Below are 16,433 nucleotides of genomic sequence, written 5' to 3' on the forward strand. Positions count from 1 at the left end.
TGAGTCATCGAACGCTGACTTGGCAGAAGCTAGCACAGCGACGCCGTACAATGTCAACGGTCGATGACTATGGAGAGGGGGCCGCGTGCCGAAGAGAGACCGGGAGGCGACCCGGGCGCGGCTGCTGGAGGCCGCCAGACTGCGTTTCGCCCGCGAGGGCTACGACGCCACCAGCGTCCGCGACATCGCCGGGGACGTCGGCGTGGACGCCACCCTGATCTTCCGGTACTTCGGCTCGAAGAAGGGCCTGTTCGACGAGGTGACCGCCGACATCCCGCGCGACCTGCTGGACGGCCCCCCGGAGGAACTGGTCGCCCGCATGCTGGAGTCGGTGGTGTTCGCCGACTGGACCACGTACGGCGGCGAGCACCCGTTGGTGGCCATGCTGCGCTCGTCGGCCCACGAGGAGGCCAGGCAGCGCATCCGCAAGGAGGTCTGCGACACGTACGTGCGGGCCCTGGAGGACCTGGCGCGCGGCGAGGACGCGCAGTTGCGGGCGGAGCTGCTCAGCGCCTGGCTGGTCGGCATCGGCATCCTGCGCTCGGTGGTCGCCACCCCCGCGCTGGCCCAGGCGGGGGCGGGCGATCTGGCGCCGCACGTGCAGAGCGTCGCCTCCGCGCTGCTCGGCCGTCCGATGTCCGGCAATTCTGGCATGTCGGGGCAGGATCTCGCGGAGGACGACCCGCGCTCCGGGTCAGAAGGGTGAGTCGAGGGGCACCTGCCGCACCCCCGGCAGGTGAGCGTCCAGCTCGCCCAGCTCGAACCGGGCCATCCCGATCACGTGCCAGAACTGCCCCGCCGTCGCCCCCTGCACCTTGTAGCGCCCGTCCGGCGCCAGCGCCGCCCACCCCTCGGCCAGCCCCAGCAGGGTCGCGCGCCGCTCCCCGCCCTCCCAGAGGATCACCACGCCGTCGTCGCCCGCGCTGGCCAGCAGGTCGGAGACGGGGCTGAAGGCGACCGACCACACCCGCCGGGCGTGCCCGGCCAGGGAGTGGCGCGCCTGCCCCGTCGCGGTGTCCCAGACCCGGACCAGCAGGTCGTCGCCGCCCGTGGCCAGGCGCTCGCCCGAGGCGTCGAACGCCACGCTCCACAGCCGCCCCTCGTGCCGCAGCTCGTGCCGCAGCCGGGGCCGCCACGCCTGATCAGCCCGCGACGGCTGACCGGGCCACCCCTGATCGGGCCGCGCCTGATCGGGCCGCACCTGGTCGGGCCGTGCCTGGTCGGGCCGCGGCAGATCCGGCCGTAGCTCCCACACCATGGCCCGCCCGTCGTTGCCGGCGCTGGCCAGCAGCCGGCCGTCGGGGGAGAAGGTCACCGAGTAGACCCGGTCGGCGTGCCCTTCCAGCGTGGCCACCAGGTCGCCGGAGGCCACGTGCCAGAGCCGCACCAGCTTGTCGTCGCAGCCCGTGGCGACATGGGCGCCGTCGGGACTGAACGCGATCGAGCGCACCCGCCCCCGGTGGTCGGCCAGGGTGCCCGCGAGCCGCCCGGTCGGGCGGTACCAGACGCGGACGCTGTCGTCGTCGTTGGCGGTGGCCAGCAGGGCGCCGTCGGGGCTGAACGCCTCGGCCCAGACGTGGTCGGTCTCGGCGTTGAGCTCGCGCTCGTAGTCGCCGGTGGCGGCGTTCCAGAAGTGCACCCCGCCGTCGTTGCTGGCGGTGGCCAGCACCGGCCCGGAGGGGGACGGCGCGGGGGAGAAGAGGGCGGAGATGAGCCGGTCGGCGGTGCCGGTGAACTCCCGCAGCCGCCGCCCGGTGCGCGGCTCCCACACGCGGACGACGCCGTCGTTGCCGCTGGTCGCCAGCATCGACCCGTCGGCGCTGAATCTGACGGACGAGATGCGCCGCCCGTGGCCGCGCAGCACCCGCTGGCACTTGCCCGACTCGGGGTCCCACAGCCGCACGGTGCCGTCGTTGCTGCTGGTGGCCAGCTGCCGGCCGTCGGGCCGGTACGCGAACGGCCACACCGAGCTGCGATGGCCGGTCAGCTCGACCCGCGGCCCGCCCTCGACGGGCTGCAGCCGGACCACGCCGCCGGAGTCGCCGCTGGCCAGCGTCCGCCCGTCGGGGCTGAACGTCACCTGGTAGACGGAGGCCGCGTGCGTGGTGTGCACGCCCAGCGAACCGCCCGACGTCTCCCACAGGCGCACCGCGCCCGCCGTGTCGCCGGTGGCCAGCAGCGAGCCGTCGGGGGAGAACTCCACGCAGTAGACGCTGCCCGCGTGCCCGGTCAGCACGTGGAGCGGCGTCCACGTGGCGGTGTCCCACAGGTGCACGGTGCCCGCCTCGTCGCCGGTGGCCAGCAGGCGGCCGTCCGGGCTGTGCACGACGCGGTAGACGCTGCCGCGATGGCCGTCGAGGGTCTCCTTCACCTGGCCGGTCGACAGGTCCCAGATGCGCACCACGCCCGCCGCGTCGCCCGTCACCAGCGTCGAGCGGCCGAACGACGCGGTGTAGATCGGCGCGCGGTGGCCGCCCAGCTCGTGCGCGAGCCGCCCGGACCCGGTCTCCCACACGCGGACCAGGCCGTCGCCGCCCCCGGCCGCCACCAGGTCGCCCGAGGGACTGAGGCGTACCGGCCAGACGCCGTCGGCGTGGCCCGCCAGCCGGTGCAGGAGCTCGCCGGTGAGGGCGTCCCGCAGCAGCACGGCGCCGTCGCTCGCGCCGGTCGCGAGCAGGCCGCCCCCGAACGTGACCGCGTAGACCCGCCCGCGGTGCCCGTGCAGCGTGCGCACGGGCGCGCCGCCGGCGCACAGCAGCACGCCGCCGTCCTCGTTGCCGATGGCGATGGTGGCGCCGTCGGGGCTGTAGGCGATGGGCTCGGGCAGGCGGCTGGTCTCGAAGTGGTAGCCGTACGGTACGCCGATGCCGGCCGGCGCGAACTCCACCTCCACCGGCCGGCCCGGCACCACAGCCGCGCCGTGCAGGCGGGGCAGGGTGCCGGTCACGTTGATCAGCGAGGCCCGGTGCCAGCGGGCGCCCTCGACCGTCGCGTCGCTCAGGTCCACCTGGGCCAGCCGCGCCCCCGACAGGTCGGCGCCGGTCAGGTCGGCGCCCGTCAGCACCGCGCCGTCGAGCCGCGCCCCCACCAGCTTCGCCTCGCGCAGCGTGGCCCTGGCCAGGTTGGTGCCCGCCAGGGTGGCCTCCGACAGGTCGGCGCCGGTGAGGTCCACCTCGCGCAGGTCTCTCGCGGACAGGTCCTCGCCCTTGAGGTTGGCGCCGCGAAGGTCGGCCCGTGCGGGCGTGCGCAGCCTGGCCGCGATCTTGACCGCGTTCGCCGTGGACACGTCGTCGCCCGGCGGGTCGGCCACCCACGCGCGCAGCGCCCGCACGTCGGCCAGGTCGCACAGGAACTCCACGGTCAGCGCCGACAGCGGCCGGCGCGACAGCAGCGCCAGGTCGTCCAGCGCGATGTGGCGGGCGATCAGCCACTCCATCACCGAGGTGTGGATGAATCCGAACATGCCCTCCTCGGTCCGCACCAGCAGGCTGCCCGAGCCCATCCGGTACGCCGCGTGCGCCGGTGACAGCTGCCCGTCGGCCAGGTCGGTCAGCGTCTCGCCGATCTCGGTCAGTTCGTCGACGCCCAGCAGCGACTCGCCGGTGTCCCACAGCCGCACCGCGAGGGCGGTCACCACCCGCCACAGCTCGTCGGCGGTGAGCGCGGTGGCCGAGCCGGGGACCTTGGCCCGCCGCTCCTCGAAGGCCAGCCAGGAGCCGAGGATCTCCTGGTAGAGCAGGGCGGGGCTGATCGTGTGGCGGGCCCCGGCCACCGTGCGCAGGCGGTCGGCGTCGAGATCGGAGATGAAGCTCAGCATGCGCGGGTTCTGCGCCAGCGCGAGCAGGTCCTTGATCTCGCCCAGCATCGACATGCGGGCCGTGGCCTCGTCGCCGTCGGCGAAGCGGTTGGCGAGGTAGGAGCGGATCTGGTCGTGGGTGAAGTTCTCGACGCCGAGCACCCGGCGCTGCGGCAGCACGCCGACCATCTCGCCGAGCGAGGTCAGCACCTGGCTGTGCGACTTAAAGTGCTGGGTGCGGCTGGCCACCACGATCTTCGCCTTGTCCTCGGCCGCCGCCAGCAGCGTGGCCAGGTGGTCGGCCGCCCGGTCGAACGTCAACCGGGTCACCAGCTCGTCGAACCCGTCGAACAGCAGCACGATGCGCCCCTGCCGCAGCAGGTAGCGGAACGCCTTGAGGTCGATGACCTCCTCGCCGTGCGCGGCCAGGTGCGCCGCCACCATCGCGTCCACCGAGTGCGCCTTGTCCAGGGCGCGCAGCTCGATGAGGATCGGCGTCAGGTGCGGCAGCTCGGCCGGGATGCGCCGGGCCAGCTCGCGCAGCGCGAACGTCTTGCCGTGGCCGAAGTCGCCCAGCAGCAGCAGGAACCGGCCGTGGTCGGTGGCCAGCAGCCGCATGAGCTCGTCGGTCAGGCCGTGCCTGATCTGGTTGCCGGGGCGGTCGAGCTCGCGGTAGCGCTGCGGCACGTACAGGCCGGGCGGGTAGCGGCGGTCGGCCGTCACCCTGGCCGTCTGCTCGGTGACGTAGCCCGTCAGGTCGAGCAGGCCCTGGAACTCGGTGAAGCTGCGCAGCCGCACCCCCTTGCGCATGAGGTCGTCGCGGATCGCGCGGGAGGCGGGCGGCCCCTGGTGGACCAGCTCGGCGGCCAGGCCGGTGGCGTGCGCCTGGCGGGCGAAGGCGTCGGCGGCGGCCTCGGTCACCTCTCCCACGTGCGCGCCGATCATCGTCTGGCGGACGAACCCGTCATCCGGGTGGGTGACCACCAGGTGCGCGTCGAACCGGCGGATCCTGGCCCGCTCGTGCCGGGCCTCGCAGACCTCGGCGATCCGGTCGAGCAGCAGCTCGACGGGGCTGGGCGCGCGCTCGTCCGGCTTGGGCTCCGGCGGTGCCGCGGATGTGCCGGAGGGCGGGCTCTGGCCGGTGAACGTGGCTCCCACGGCACGCCAGCGCCGCGGCGCCGCCTCGGGCTCGCCCGCGTCGGGCAGCCACGTGCGCAGCCCGTCGGGGGTGATCTCGACCACCTGGTGCCGGCCCGAGCGCGGCGCGGCGATCCGGCCCTCCGCGCCGTCGCCGCCCCCGCCGTGGAAGACCACGTTGAGGCGGTGGGCCAGCAGCCGCTCGAACGTCGGCGCGTCGCGCAGCTCGCCCGGCGGGTGCCCGACGGCGCCCAGCCGCAGCCACGCGCTCTCCTCGTACGGCCGCAGCCGCTCGGCGAACCAGGCCGCCTGCGCCTCGCCGAGCAGCGCGTACGCGTCGCGCTCCAGATGGCTCATCGCCATCGTCGAGTTGAGCCCCGCCACGACCACCTTCAGGTCGGGCACCTCGAAGAGCGTCCACGGCTGCCCGCCGTCGAACACCCGGTCGTCCAGCCCCTGGTACACCTCGGAGAACAGGCCGGCGAAGTGCCGCCACTTGGGCCAGTAGGGGGGCTGCGGGCTCACGTCGTCGGCCTCGCAGGTCATGAAGTACGCGCTGGCCGCCGCCTTGGTCACGTCGCGCGGGCCGGGCAGCAGGATCAGCCGGTGCGGCTCCAGCCCGAGCAGCAGCCGCAGGTCGGTGACGAACCGCGTCGCCTGCCCGAACTGCCGCAGGCTGCCCGACTCGGTCAGGTCGCCGCTGACCACCATGAGGTCGGGGCGCGGCATGCCCCGGTCGTACATGGCGGTCAGGTCGGCCCAGATGCGCGCCTGCATGTCCTCGGGCGTGAACGGCTCGCCGGGGTCGGGCAGCGCCCGGCCGAACCTCGGGCCGCCGACGTGCAGCACGCTGACGGACTCGCGGCCCCCGGCCGCGTTCGCCGCCGGCGGGAACTTCGGCGCCGTCACCGGCGCGCGCCGCGCCCTGGCCCGCTCAGCCGGCTCGGGCAGCGTGGGCGCGGGCGCCGGCACGACGGACCCGTCAGGGAACGCGGGCGCCGACTCGGGCTTGGCCCGGCCCGCCAGCGCCTCGCGCACCCGGCCCAGCAGCAGCGCCCTGGCCTGGCCCGCGTCGGTCACGCCCAGCAGGTCGACCCAGGTGATCGTGGACAGCAGCCCGTCGAGCCGGACGTCCTCCAGCCGGATCGTGACGAGCTTGTTGGAGGGGTCGTCGGGGTCGGCCCGCATGGCCGCCTGCCACTCCATCCGGCCGTAGCGGGAGGTCAGGTAGTTGCTCGAGAGCACCGCCACGACCAGCTGCGCCTCGCTGACGCCGCGGTCCATGAAGTCGATGAAGTTGGTGCCGGGCACGAAGTCCCACGCCTGGATCATGGTCCGGTAGCCCGCCGCCTCCAGCTCCCAGGCGATCCAGGTGGCCCAGGCCGTGTCGGCCGGGGAGTAGCTGACGAAGATCTCGGTCGGCCTGCCGTCACGCGCCATCTGGCCAGTATCCCTTGCGGATACGGGATTGTGCAGCCTGTGCGATCATCGACACGTGTGGCGGCGTCTTGCGGTGCTGGACCTGATCAGGATCGGGCTGCTCGTTCTCGGGCTGGCCTTCGTGGCGACCGGGCTGCTGCCGTGGGCCGACGCGGTCGCGAGCCTCGACGAGATCTGGCCGTTGCTGATCTTCCTGGTGTCGATCATCGTGCTGGCCGAGCTCACCAAGGAGGCGCAGGTCTTCGACGCGATCGCGGCGAGGATGGCGGTGCTGGGGCGCGGCAACTACGCCGCCCTCTTCTTCATGTGCACCGCCTTTGCGTCATTTATCACGATATTTCTGAATTTGGATACGACGGCGGTGCTGCTCACCCCCGTCATGCTCGCCCTCGCCCCCAAGGCCCGCATCGCCGCCCTCCCGCTGGCCATGACCACGATCTGGCTGGCCAACACCGCGAGCCTGCTGCTGCCCGTCTCCAACCTCACCAACCTCCTCGGCATGCGGAAGATCGGCCTGGACTCCCAGGAGTTCGCCGCCCGCATGTGGGCGCCGCAGCTCGCCTCGATCGCGGTGACGATGGCGTTCCTGTGGGTGTTCTACTGGCGCCGCGGCGAGCGGCGCGACCTGCGCTACACCCCGCCGCTGCTGGAGCCGGTGGCCGACCGCGCGCTGTTCGCCGCGGCCTCGGCCGGCTGCCTGCTGTTCATCGTGCTCCTGCTGATGAAGGCGCACGTCGCGGTCGCCGCCACGGCCTCGGCCGTGATCGTGGTGGCGGCGTTCCTGCTGCGCGCCCGCGAGCGGCTGACCTGGAGCCTGATCCCGTGGCAGCTGGTCGTCTTCGTCACGGGGCTGTTCCTGGTGGTGCCCACGCTCAGCAGGCACGGCCTGTCCGACCTGATGACGTGGATGGTCGGCACAGAGGGCGACCCCTACCGCACGGCCGCCGTCGGGGCCGGGCTCTCCAACGCGATCAACAACCTGCCCGCCTACAAGGCCGTCGAGACCGTCATCCCGCCCGACGAGCAGGGCCGGCTGCTCGCCCTGCTGGCCGGCACCAACGTGGGGCCGGTCATCACGCCGTGGGCCTCGCTCGCGACGCTGCTGTGGTTCGAGTCGTGCCGCCGCCACGCGGTCAAGGTGCCGATGCGCCGCTTCGTGCTCACCGGCGCCGGCCTGGCCGTCGTGGGGCTGCTCGCCACCGTGTGGGCGCTGGTCCGGTTCGGCTGAGGCCCCTCAGCGGAGCAGGTCGAGGAGCCCCGGCAGGGCCCGGGGGTGGGCGGCCACGAAGCTGCGGTCGTCGGGCGTGCCGTCGAAGCACTCCTCGAACGGCCCGCCGTCCAGCGCCCTGATCTCGATGCCCGCCTCCATGGCCAGCAGCGCGCCGGCCGGCAGGTCGACCGCCTCGGCGCGGTAGCCCACGATCCCGTCGATGTCGCCGCGCGCCAGCATCGCCCACGACAGCAGCGGCGCCCACAGCCGCAGCACCCGCCGCGCGCGCAGCTCCATGGCGGAGGTGAGCGCCCGCGCGGTCGCGTCGTCCCGACTGACGCCGTAGCCCTGGGTCCAGGCCAGCAGCGGACCGTGCGGTCTCGGCGCGTACGGGGACGCGAGGCGTACCGCCGTAGGAGAGCCAGGGGCGGACGACCGGGCGCCGCGCCCGCGCACCGCCGACCACGTCCGCGCCGAGACCGGGTCGTGCACCACCCCGACCACGGGACGCCGCCCCCGGCACAGCGCCACGCCCACGACGTAGGCGGGCAGGCCGATCGCCACGTTGTTGGTGCCGTCGAGCGGGTCGACCAGCCACGTCCACTCGCCGCCCGCGGCCCCCACCAGCCCCGACTCCTCGGCGATCACCGTGTGCGACGGGAACGCCGTCAGGATGCGCTCCAGCAGCAGCTTCTCGGAGGCCAGGTCGAGGTCGGTCACCACGTCGCCGGAGCCGCCCTTGGCGCGCACGCCGAGCGCGCCCCGCGTGCCCGCCAGCACCAGCGCTCCCGCCGCCTCGGCGGCTTCGACGGCGACCGTACGGGCGTGATCGAGGTCCATCGGCTGCCTCTCAGGTCAGGTGCGCGATGATCAGGCGCACGGCCAGCTCGCTCTCGCGGGCGTCCAGCGGCTGCCTGGCCACGTGGTGCGCCGCGCCGTCCAGCGGGCCGAGCGACAGGTCGCGGCCCCCGGGCCGGCCCCGCCCGAGCGCGATCGTGGCCGCCTCGCCGCCCTCCGGCACGACGCTGCTGTGGAAGCGGTCGGCGGCCAGCGTGTACGTCTGCCCGGCCCCGAACACCTCCACCAGCCCCGTCGCGTGCCGCACCGTGCGGCCGGTCGGCGAGATGCGGTCGCCGTTGGCCCCGCTGACCACCTCGAACACCCGGTGGGTGGCGTCCGCCCCGGCGTCGCTGACCACCGCGTGCACGTTGCGCACCTGGCCGTAGAGCACGTGGCTCACCAGGTCCCAGCTGTGGCAGTGGATCTGCGAGGTGGTGCTCTCGGCGTGCGCCAGCAAGCCCGACCACAGGTGCACGCACACGCCTTCGCCGCCGTCGCGCTCCAGTGGCAGGCAGACGAAGCCGAGCGGGTGGCGCACCGCCGCCACTCCGCCGGCCGAGAGCGCCTCCAGCGCCCATGTCCTGGCCTCGCCCGCCAGGACCCTCTCGTGCACGGCGCGCAGGCTCACGTCGCCGGCTCGGCGTACGGATCGACGGCGCGCAGCGCCTTGCGGGCGATGTCGACCACGTCATGGCCGTTGTAGGACTTGGGCAGGGGCACCCCGACGCGGTCGAACAGCTCCTGCACCTCCTCGATGGTGGGCTCGTCGCTGAGCGGCACCTTCTTGTACATCTCCAGCGGCACCCGCCGCGCCTGCTCGAAGCTCAGCCGCAGCTCGGTGTCGCAGTTCTCGTAGTAGAACGTGCCGGCCAGCGCGGTCATCGCCCGGTTGGGGTCCTCGACCGTCATGATGAGCCGGGTGGCCGACACGTCCCAGCGGAACGTGGTCATGGTCGACGACAGGCCCACCGCGATGTCGAGCAGGCCGTAGCGCTGGCGGTGCCAGAAGGCGGCCAGGATCGTCGCGTACGACTCCTTCCTGGCCCGGTCGGTCGTCCACGTCTCGCCGGTGCCGTCGGGGGCGTCCGACAGCGAGCGGCGGTAGTGGGCGTACGTCTCGCACACCTCCAGGTTGGACGGGTCGATCACCTCGACCCTGACCGTGAGGTGGCGCTTGTCCCGGCGGGCGGCCGCGACGCACAGGGGCAGGGTGACGGCGCGCAGGTAGGTGCCGGTGCCGCCCTTGAAGCTCCACCGGTGGGTGTCCTTGCGCGCCTCGGCGTGGGACTGGGCGATCTCCTGCTTGCTGCCCAGCACCCGGACGAGCTGGAGCGAGTCGAGGGCCTTGCGGGTGCTGCCGACCAGCGTCTCGATCTCCTCCAGGCGCGCCAGGCGCACGGGCAGCTCGGCCAGCGCGCCGGAGGTTATCGTCTCCTCGACGGGGGCCTGGCGGGCGCGGTCGCGCAGCAGCGCGGTGGCCACCAGCGCCAGGATGACGAGCGTGGCGGCGTTGAGCATCTCGTCGGGCACGATCTCGTTGGGCAGCACGCCGAGAACGCCGACCACGATCGCGAGCAGCAGGGCGATGGCGCCGTCGGCGTTCTGCGCCGCCCATGACGCGGCCTGCCTCAGCGCCGCCGCGAACCGTGCCATCGCTCGCCCCACCGTCCGACGATCAACCAGGTCCCGAGATCATGGTAACGACCGCGCCATCCGGCCGCCAGGGAGCGATCACGTAGCGCCGGGTGCCCCCTGACCTTGCCCGGCGTACGTGTGCGCCCGCGCGTCAGAACCAGCCGCGGTGGCGGGCCATCTGCTCCAGCCCGTGCTGCAACGCCGCGTCCGCCGAGCCGGGCGCGTCGTCGTAGCGCACGGTGAAGCGGTTGTAGGCGTCGTGGCTGGAGGTCAGGAAGCCGCCCCGCTTGTCGGCCTCCAGGATGACGTCCATCTGCCGCGGCCCGGCGATGAACGTCAGCTCCAGCTCGTTGAAGTGGCGCCGCCACTGCCCGCCCGCGTAGTACTCGATCTCCTGGAAGAACGGCATCGTCGAGCCGTACAGCGTGCCACGCTCCAGGTCGGCCTTCTTGAAGCGGAAGCCGAGCCGGTCGAGCGCGCCGATCACGTGCTCCTGCGCCGGCAGCGGGCTGACGAACAGCGGGTCGAGGTCGCCCTTGTCGAGCGCGCCCGCCAGCGCCAGCTCCGTCTGGACGCCCAGCCGCATGCCGTGCAGCGGGTGCCCGGCGATGGCGCTGATCGGCGTCTCCCACGGGATCGCGATCTCGAACGAGTGCTGGTGCTGCGCGCCCGCGGCCAGCTGGAACGTGCCCGCCACCTGCTGGCGCAGGAAGCTGTAGCTCGTCTTGTACTCGTTGTCGCCCGACTCGACCTCGACCACGGCGGTCAGGTCGATGTGGATGCCCTCGACCTTGTAGTCGGAGTTGCCGCCGCGGAAGTGCACCACGCCGCGCAGGACCTCGCCGGGACGCACGCCCGTGTTGGTCAGGACCGTGTCGACTTCGACACCCGCGCCGAACGCGGCCATCAACTTGCGGAACACCATGGGGTTCTCCTAAGAGGAAGGTGTGTGGCCGTTCACCTGGTTGGTCCCCGTTCCCGAGATGCGGGGGAGCAGCTGGGCGAGGAGAAGGGTGGAGAGCGCGGAGTCCGACTGGCCCTGCTGGGTCCGCACGACCAGCGGCTGCGGAGCGCTCTCCGCGAGTTTGGCGCCCACGTCGAGGCGCCGGCGGGCCAGCTCGTACTGCAGCACGGCCCGGTTGTCCCGGTACGACTCGGCCAGCCGGCGCAGCGCCTTGGCCTCGTTCTCGGCGGAGGTCAGCTCGGCCCTGCCACGCGCCTCGATCTCCCACGTCACCCGCTGCGCCTCGGTCTCCTGCTCCTCCAGCATGCGCGCGACGTCCTTGCGCGCCTTGTTGTGGGCGGCCTTGACCTCGACGACGCGGGCGTCACGGGTCTTCTTGGAGCGCTCGATCTCCATCAGCAGGGTGTCGATGCGGCGCTTGCGGGTCAGCTCCCACTCACGCTCGTAGGCCGACAGCTCCTTGGCCACCTTCTCGCGGGTGGACAGGTGCTGCTGGTACTGGTCGGGCAGCTGCACCTCGGGGATGTTGGCCCCGGTGATGCGCACGCCGTACCTGCCGAGCTGGCGGTTGAGCGCGTCCTGCATGTCGCCGACGTCCGAGCCGCGCAGGTCGTACGCGCGCTCGGTGTTGACCCTGCGGCTGCGCTGCCTGATCGCGTCCTGGACGGCGCTGGAGAGCACCAGGTCGAAGTTGCCCGCGCCGATCGTGCGGACGAACGCGACCGGGTCGACGATCCGGAACTTCAGGAAGAACTCGATCGACTTCAGCGGCACGTTCTCGGCCGTGGGGCAGGCCGAGATCGGCGCGGAGTACGGGATCTCGGTCGAGGTGTCGACGACCGCGTCCACCCGGTCCCACGGCAGCCAGAGGTAGTGGCGGCCGGGCGGCAGGGTGCCGGTGATGGCGCCCCAGCGGCTGCGCACGCCGGTGGTGCCCTCCTCGATCTCGATGATGGCCTTGCGCCACATCGTGACCAGCGCCACGAGCAGGAAGAACAGCGCCGCCAGCGCGGCGATCAGGGTGAGGTCGGTCAGCGCCGCCATCCCGGCGAAGTACAGCGCCAGGAACACCAGCGCCATCCACGCGAAGCCGCGGCGGTCCTTGGGGATCACGACGGGCACGAGCTGGCCCTGCTCGCCGCCGCGCAGCAGCTGGCGGATGTCGCCCCAGGAGGCCAGCGACTCCTTGATCTTGGAGAACTCGCGGCTCATCAGATCTCACCCTCACCCTGTACGTGGTGCCTGCCGGCCGGCAGCAGGCGTTCGACCGTGCGCTCCAGATCGTGGTCGGGCTCCGGCGGGTCCTGGGGCTCGCTCACGTCGGCGGCGGCCTTTTCGAGCAGCGCGGCGATCTCGTCCTCGCGGCCGCGCACGCGCGCGCCGATCTCGTCGAGCCTGGCGCGGATCGCGGCCATGTCCTCGGGGGAGAACAGCACCGCGTCCCGGCCGCCCACCAGCTGCTGGGCCAGCACCAGGAAGTCGATGTCGGTCTCCTCGCCGACCTGCACCACCTGCGGCAGCCGGGCGGCGACCGACTCCAGCTTCTTCAGCAGGTCCTGCTGGAAGCGGTAGTCGAGGATCTCGGGCGCCTCCGCGGCCGACAGCGCCCTGATGTCCAGCGCCTGCGCCTCCAGGAGCGCGGCGTTGGCGTTGGCCGTGGACTCGGCCTCGACCAGGCGCTGCCTGGCCTGCGCGGTGGCCTGGTTGGTGGCGCGTTCGAGCGCGGTGTCCATGCGGGCCTGGTAGCCGGCGATCTCCGCCTGGATGGCGCTCAGCGTCTCCTGCAGCCCCGCCAGCTCCTTGATCAGGTCGCCCTCGTTCTGCTCCTTGCGCAGCTGCAGCTCGTACTCGTAGGTGTAGGCCTCCTTGGCGACGCGGACCATCTCGGGCGCGGCCAGGTCCATGCGGTACTCCTGGCTGGACGGCTCGGCGTGCGTGATGTTCACGTCGGTGAGGCGTACGGCCGGCAGGAACTGCTGGTTGAGGCTCTCCAGCATGCCCAGCGTGCTCTCGCCCACCAGGTCGTAGATCTCCTCCGCCCGCTGGGCGTAGATGAGGGAGCGCGTGACCTCGCTGATGGCGTTCTGGAGCTTGGACTGGAAGCCGCTGACCGAGCCGAGCACGAAGATGAACTCCGCCGGGTTCTCGATCCTGAACTGCAGGAACAGGTCGACGCTGGCCTTGACGCCCTGCTGGGTCGGCGCCTCGCGGATGGGCGCGTTGAACGGGTACTCGCGGGTGGTGTTGACGATGTAGCTGACCCGCTTCCACGGGTTGAACAGCGTCACCCGGCCCGGGTCCGCGATGTGCACCAGCTTGCCGAACTTGGTGATCAGGGCCTTGCAGCCCTCGGGCACCATCACCACGCTGCGCCGCCACCACAGGAACCCGGCCGCCAGCACCAGCACCACCCAGTAGTGGGCGCCGAAGAACAGGTCGGTGTTGGGGATGACGTTGCCGAGCGCGCCGATCAGCCCCAGCACCACCAGGATGCCCAGGGGCACGATCACCTTCGCCGTGCTGCCCTTGGGGATCACCACAGGGGAGATGACGTGCATGCCGTTCTCGGCGAAGCTGCGGTTGACGATCTCGCCGGCCTCGCTCAGCGACGCCGTCCGCGCCTCGATGAGGGTGCCGATGGACGCGCCGCCGTCACGGGCGGCGGCGAAGTCGCCCGGGTTCAGCGCGAAGCCCGGGGCCTGGCCCCCCGCCTGCCCCGCCTGGCCGGCGACCTGGCCCACGGCCTGGCCGACCGCCTGGCGCACGTCGCCCCCCTGGACCATCGCTTGCGCTACGCCCCTCCCTGCCTGGATCAGTGCCTCTCTGGGTCGTGACATCGAACCTTCCTCTTCCGCTATGGGGGAATCCGACCGTATCGGGTATGACTTACTGTTCGCTTGCAATGGTCGTCACACATCTATTGCCGTTCGTAGTAGGTGTGCTACTGAGGTAGTAGTCCTGCTATCTGGAGATGTTGATCGGCGATGAGCGAGACCGTCCACAACCGCATCGCGCTGCTGCGCGCCGAGCGGAACGTCACCCGCAGGCAGCTCGCCGACGCGCTGGGAGTGCACTACCAGACCGTCGGCTACCTGGAGCGGGGCGAATTCAGCCCGAGCCTTTACCTGGCGCTGCGGATCGCCGACTACTTCGAGGTGCCGGTGGAGGTGGTCTTCTCCACCAGCCCCTTCCCGCGCATCGGGGAGCGGCCGGCCTGACCCGGCCTTTCCCGTGGTCCGCGGGCAGGTGGGCGGGGGTGGCGTTTCTGTCGGTGGCGCCGCCTACAGTGACAACATGCGACCGGTCACAGATTTGCAGCGGAAGGTGGCGCCGTTCGAGGTCGTCACCGAGATGACTCCCTCCGGCGACCAGCCGACGGCCATCGCCGAGCTGGAGCGCCGCGTCAAGGCCGGGGAGAAGGACAACGTGCTGCTGGGCGCCACCGGCACCGGCAAGACGGCCACCATCGCCTGGCTGATCGAGCGGCTGCAGCGGCCCGCGCTCGTCATGCAGCCCAACAAGACGCTCGCCGCGCAGTTCGCCAACGAGCTGCGGGAGATGCTGCCCAACAACGCGGTCGAATATTTCGTCTCCTATTACGACTACTACCAGCCTGAGGCGTACGTCCCGCAGAGCGACACGTACATCGAGAAGGACTCCTCGATCAACGACGAGGTCGAGCGGCTGCGCCACTCGGCCACCAACTCGTTGCTCACGCGCCGCGACACCATCGTGGTGGCCTCCGTGTCCTGCATCTACGGCCTGGGCACGCCGCAGGAATACGTCGACCGCATGACCCGGCTGCGCGTCGGCATGGACGTCGAGCGCGACCAGCTGCTGCGCCGCCTGGTCGACATGCAGTACACCCGCAACGACCTGGCCTTCACGCGCGGCACGTTCCGGGTGCGCGGTGACACCATCGAGATCATCCCGAAATACGAAGAGCTCGCCGTGCGCATCGAGATGTTCGGCGACGAGATCGAGAAGCTCTCGACCATGCACCCGCTCACCGGCGAGGTCATCACCGAGGACGAGGAGCTCTACATCTTCCCCGCCTCCCACTACGTCGCCGGCGAGGAGCGCATGACCGCCGCCGTGGCGGGCATCGAGGCGGAGCTGGCCGCGCGGCTGGAGGAGCTGGAGCGGCAGGGCAAGCTGCTGGAGGCGCAGCGGCTGCGGATGCGCACGACGTACGACATCGAGATGATGCGGCAGATCGGCACCTGCTCCGGCATCGAAAACTACTCGCGCCACATGGACGGCCGCGAGGCCGGCAGCGCGCCCAACACCCTGCTCGACTACTTCCCCGAGGACTTCGTGCTGGTCCTCGACGAGTCCCACCAGACCGTGCCGCAGATCGGCGCCATGTACGAAGGCGACGCCTCGCGCAAGCGCACGCTGGTCGAGCACGGGTTCCGGCTGCCGTCGGCGCTCGACAACCGGCCGCTGAAGTGGGAGGAGTTCCTGGAGCGCATCGGCCAGACCGTCTACCTGTCGGCCACGCCCGGCCCCTACGAGCTGGGGCGGGTCAAGGGCGAGGTCGTCGAGCAGGTCATCCGCCCGACCGGCCTGGTCGACCCCGAGATCGTCGTCAAGCCGACCAAGGGCCAGATCGACGACCTGGTCCACGAGATCCGCGACCGGGCCGAGCGCGACGAACGCGTGCTGGTCACGACGCTGACCAAGAAGATGGCCGAAGACCTGACCGACTACCTCCTGGAGCTCGGCATCCGGGTGCGCTACCTCCACAGCGAGGTCGACACGCTGCGCCGCATCGAGCTGCTGCGCGAGCTGCGCACCGGCGAGTTCGACGTGCTCGTCGGCATCAACCTCCTGCGCGAGGGCCTCGACCTGCCCGAGGTGTCGCTGGTCGCCATCCTCGACGCCGACAAGGAGGGCTTCCTGCGCTCGGAGACGTCGCTGATCCAGACCATCGGCCGCGCCGCCCGAAACGTGTCCGGCCAGGTCCACATGTACGCCGACAAGGTCACGCCGTCGATGGAGCGGGCGATCGACGAGACCAACCGGCGGCGGGCCAAGCAGATCGCCTACAACGAGGCCAACGGCATCGACCCGCAGCCGCTCCGCAAGAAGATCGCCGACATCCTCGACTCCCTGCAGCGCGAGGACGCCGACACAGACCGGCTGCTCGGAGGGGGCCGCTCGGTGTCGCGGGGCAAGGCGCCCGTGCCCGGCTTCGCGCAGCGGCAGGCCGGTCAGCACGCCAAGGCCATCGCCGGCGAGATGCCGCGGGCGCAGATGGAGTCGCTGATCGACTCGCTGACCGAGCAGATGCACCAGTCGGCGGCCGATCTGCAGTTCGAGGTGGCGGCGCGGCTGCGCGACGAGATCAAGGAGCTCAAGCGGGAGCTGCGTGATATGCGTGAGGCTGGAGTAAAGTGACCTGACCT

11 protein-coding genes are annotated in these 16,433 nt (G+C 71.9%); 4 read left to right on the forward strand and 7 right to left on the reverse strand.

The window, feature by feature from the left end:
• Positions 1–85: 85 nt before the first annotated feature.
• Entirely contained in the window at positions 86–706 is a 621-nt protein-coding gene (locus FH608_RS36425) for a TetR/AcrR family transcriptional regulator (protein WP_139634940.1), read from the forward strand.
• Here the strand turns inward: FH608_RS36425 and FH608_RS36430 are convergent.
• A complete protein-coding gene (locus FH608_RS36430; protein WP_139634941.1) occupies positions 695–6,373 on the reverse strand; it encodes a WD40 domain-containing protein in 5,679 nt (1,892 codons plus the stop codon). The genes FH608_RS36425 and FH608_RS36430 overlap by 12 nt on opposite strands.
• A 55-nt stretch (positions 6,374–6,428) precedes the next feature.
• On the opposite strand from FH608_RS36430, the gene FH608_RS36435 reads away from it, so the two are divergent.
• On the forward strand, positions 6,429–7,601 hold the full coding sequence (locus FH608_RS36435; RefSeq protein ID WP_139634942.1) for an ArsB/NhaD family transporter: 1,173 nt from the start codon (positions 6,429–6,431) through the stop codon (positions 7,599–7,601).
• A 6-nt stretch (positions 7,602–7,607) separates the two neighbouring features.
• Here the strand turns inward: FH608_RS36435 and FH608_RS36440 are convergent, their stop codons facing one another.
• The 6 genes from FH608_RS36440 to FH608_RS36465 form a co-directional block, all read right to left on the reverse strand.
• Positions 7,608–8,423, reverse strand: coding sequence for an inositol monophosphatase family protein (locus tag FH608_RS36440; protein WP_139634943.1), 816 nt, complete (start codon positions 8,421–8,423; stop codon positions 7,608–7,610).
• Positions 8,424–8,433: 10 nt separating this feature from the next.
• A complete protein-coding gene (locus FH608_RS36445; RefSeq protein ID WP_226900218.1) occupies positions 8,434–9,036 on the reverse strand; it encodes a hypothetical protein in 603 nt (200 codons plus the stop codon).
• A gap of 11 nt (positions 9,037–9,047) precedes the next feature.
• Positions 9,048–10,076 (reverse strand): hypothetical protein, encoded by a 1,029-nt coding sequence (locus FH608_RS36450; protein ID WP_226900219.1) that lies wholly within the window; start codon positions 10,074–10,076, stop codon positions 9,048–9,050.
• A 133-nt stretch (positions 10,077–10,209) separates the two neighbouring features.
• On the reverse strand, positions 10,210–10,983 hold the full coding sequence (locus tag FH608_RS36455; protein WP_139634945.1) for a sporulation protein: 774 nt from the start codon (positions 10,981–10,983) through the stop codon (positions 10,210–10,212).
• Positions 10,984–10,992: 9 nt separating this feature from the next.
• A complete protein-coding gene (locus FH608_RS36460; protein WP_139634946.1) occupies positions 10,993–12,234 on the reverse strand; it encodes an SPFH domain-containing protein in 1,242 nt (413 codons plus the stop codon).
• On the reverse strand, positions 12,234–13,805 hold the full coding sequence (locus tag FH608_RS36465; protein WP_139634947.1) for an SPFH domain-containing protein: 1,572 nt from the start codon (positions 13,803–13,805) through the stop codon (positions 12,234–12,236). The genes FH608_RS36460 and FH608_RS36465 overlap by 1 nt, the downstream gene beginning before the upstream one ends.
• A 201-nt stretch (positions 13,806–14,006) precedes the next feature.
• On the opposite strand from FH608_RS36465, the gene FH608_RS36470 reads away from it, so the two are divergent.
• Both FH608_RS36470 and uvrB read left to right on the forward strand, forming a co-directional pair.
• The gene (locus FH608_RS36470) at positions 14,007–14,240 is read left to right on the forward strand and encodes a helix-turn-helix transcriptional regulator (protein WP_139634948.1); all 234 of its coding nucleotides are present in this window, start codon (positions 14,007–14,009) and stop codon (positions 14,238–14,240) included.
• Positions 14,241–14,316: 76 nt separating this feature from the next.
• Entirely contained in the window at positions 14,317–16,425 is a 2,109-nt protein-coding gene (uvrB, locus tag FH608_RS36475; protein WP_139634949.1) for an excinuclease ABC subunit UvrB, read from the forward strand.
• Positions 16,426–16,433 lie beyond the last annotated feature (8 nt).

It is taken from the genome of Nonomuraea phyllanthi (assembly GCF_006334985.2).
Taxonomy (GTDB): domain Bacteria; phylum Actinomycetota; class Actinomycetes; order Streptosporangiales; family Streptosporangiaceae; genus Nonomuraea; species Nonomuraea phyllanthi.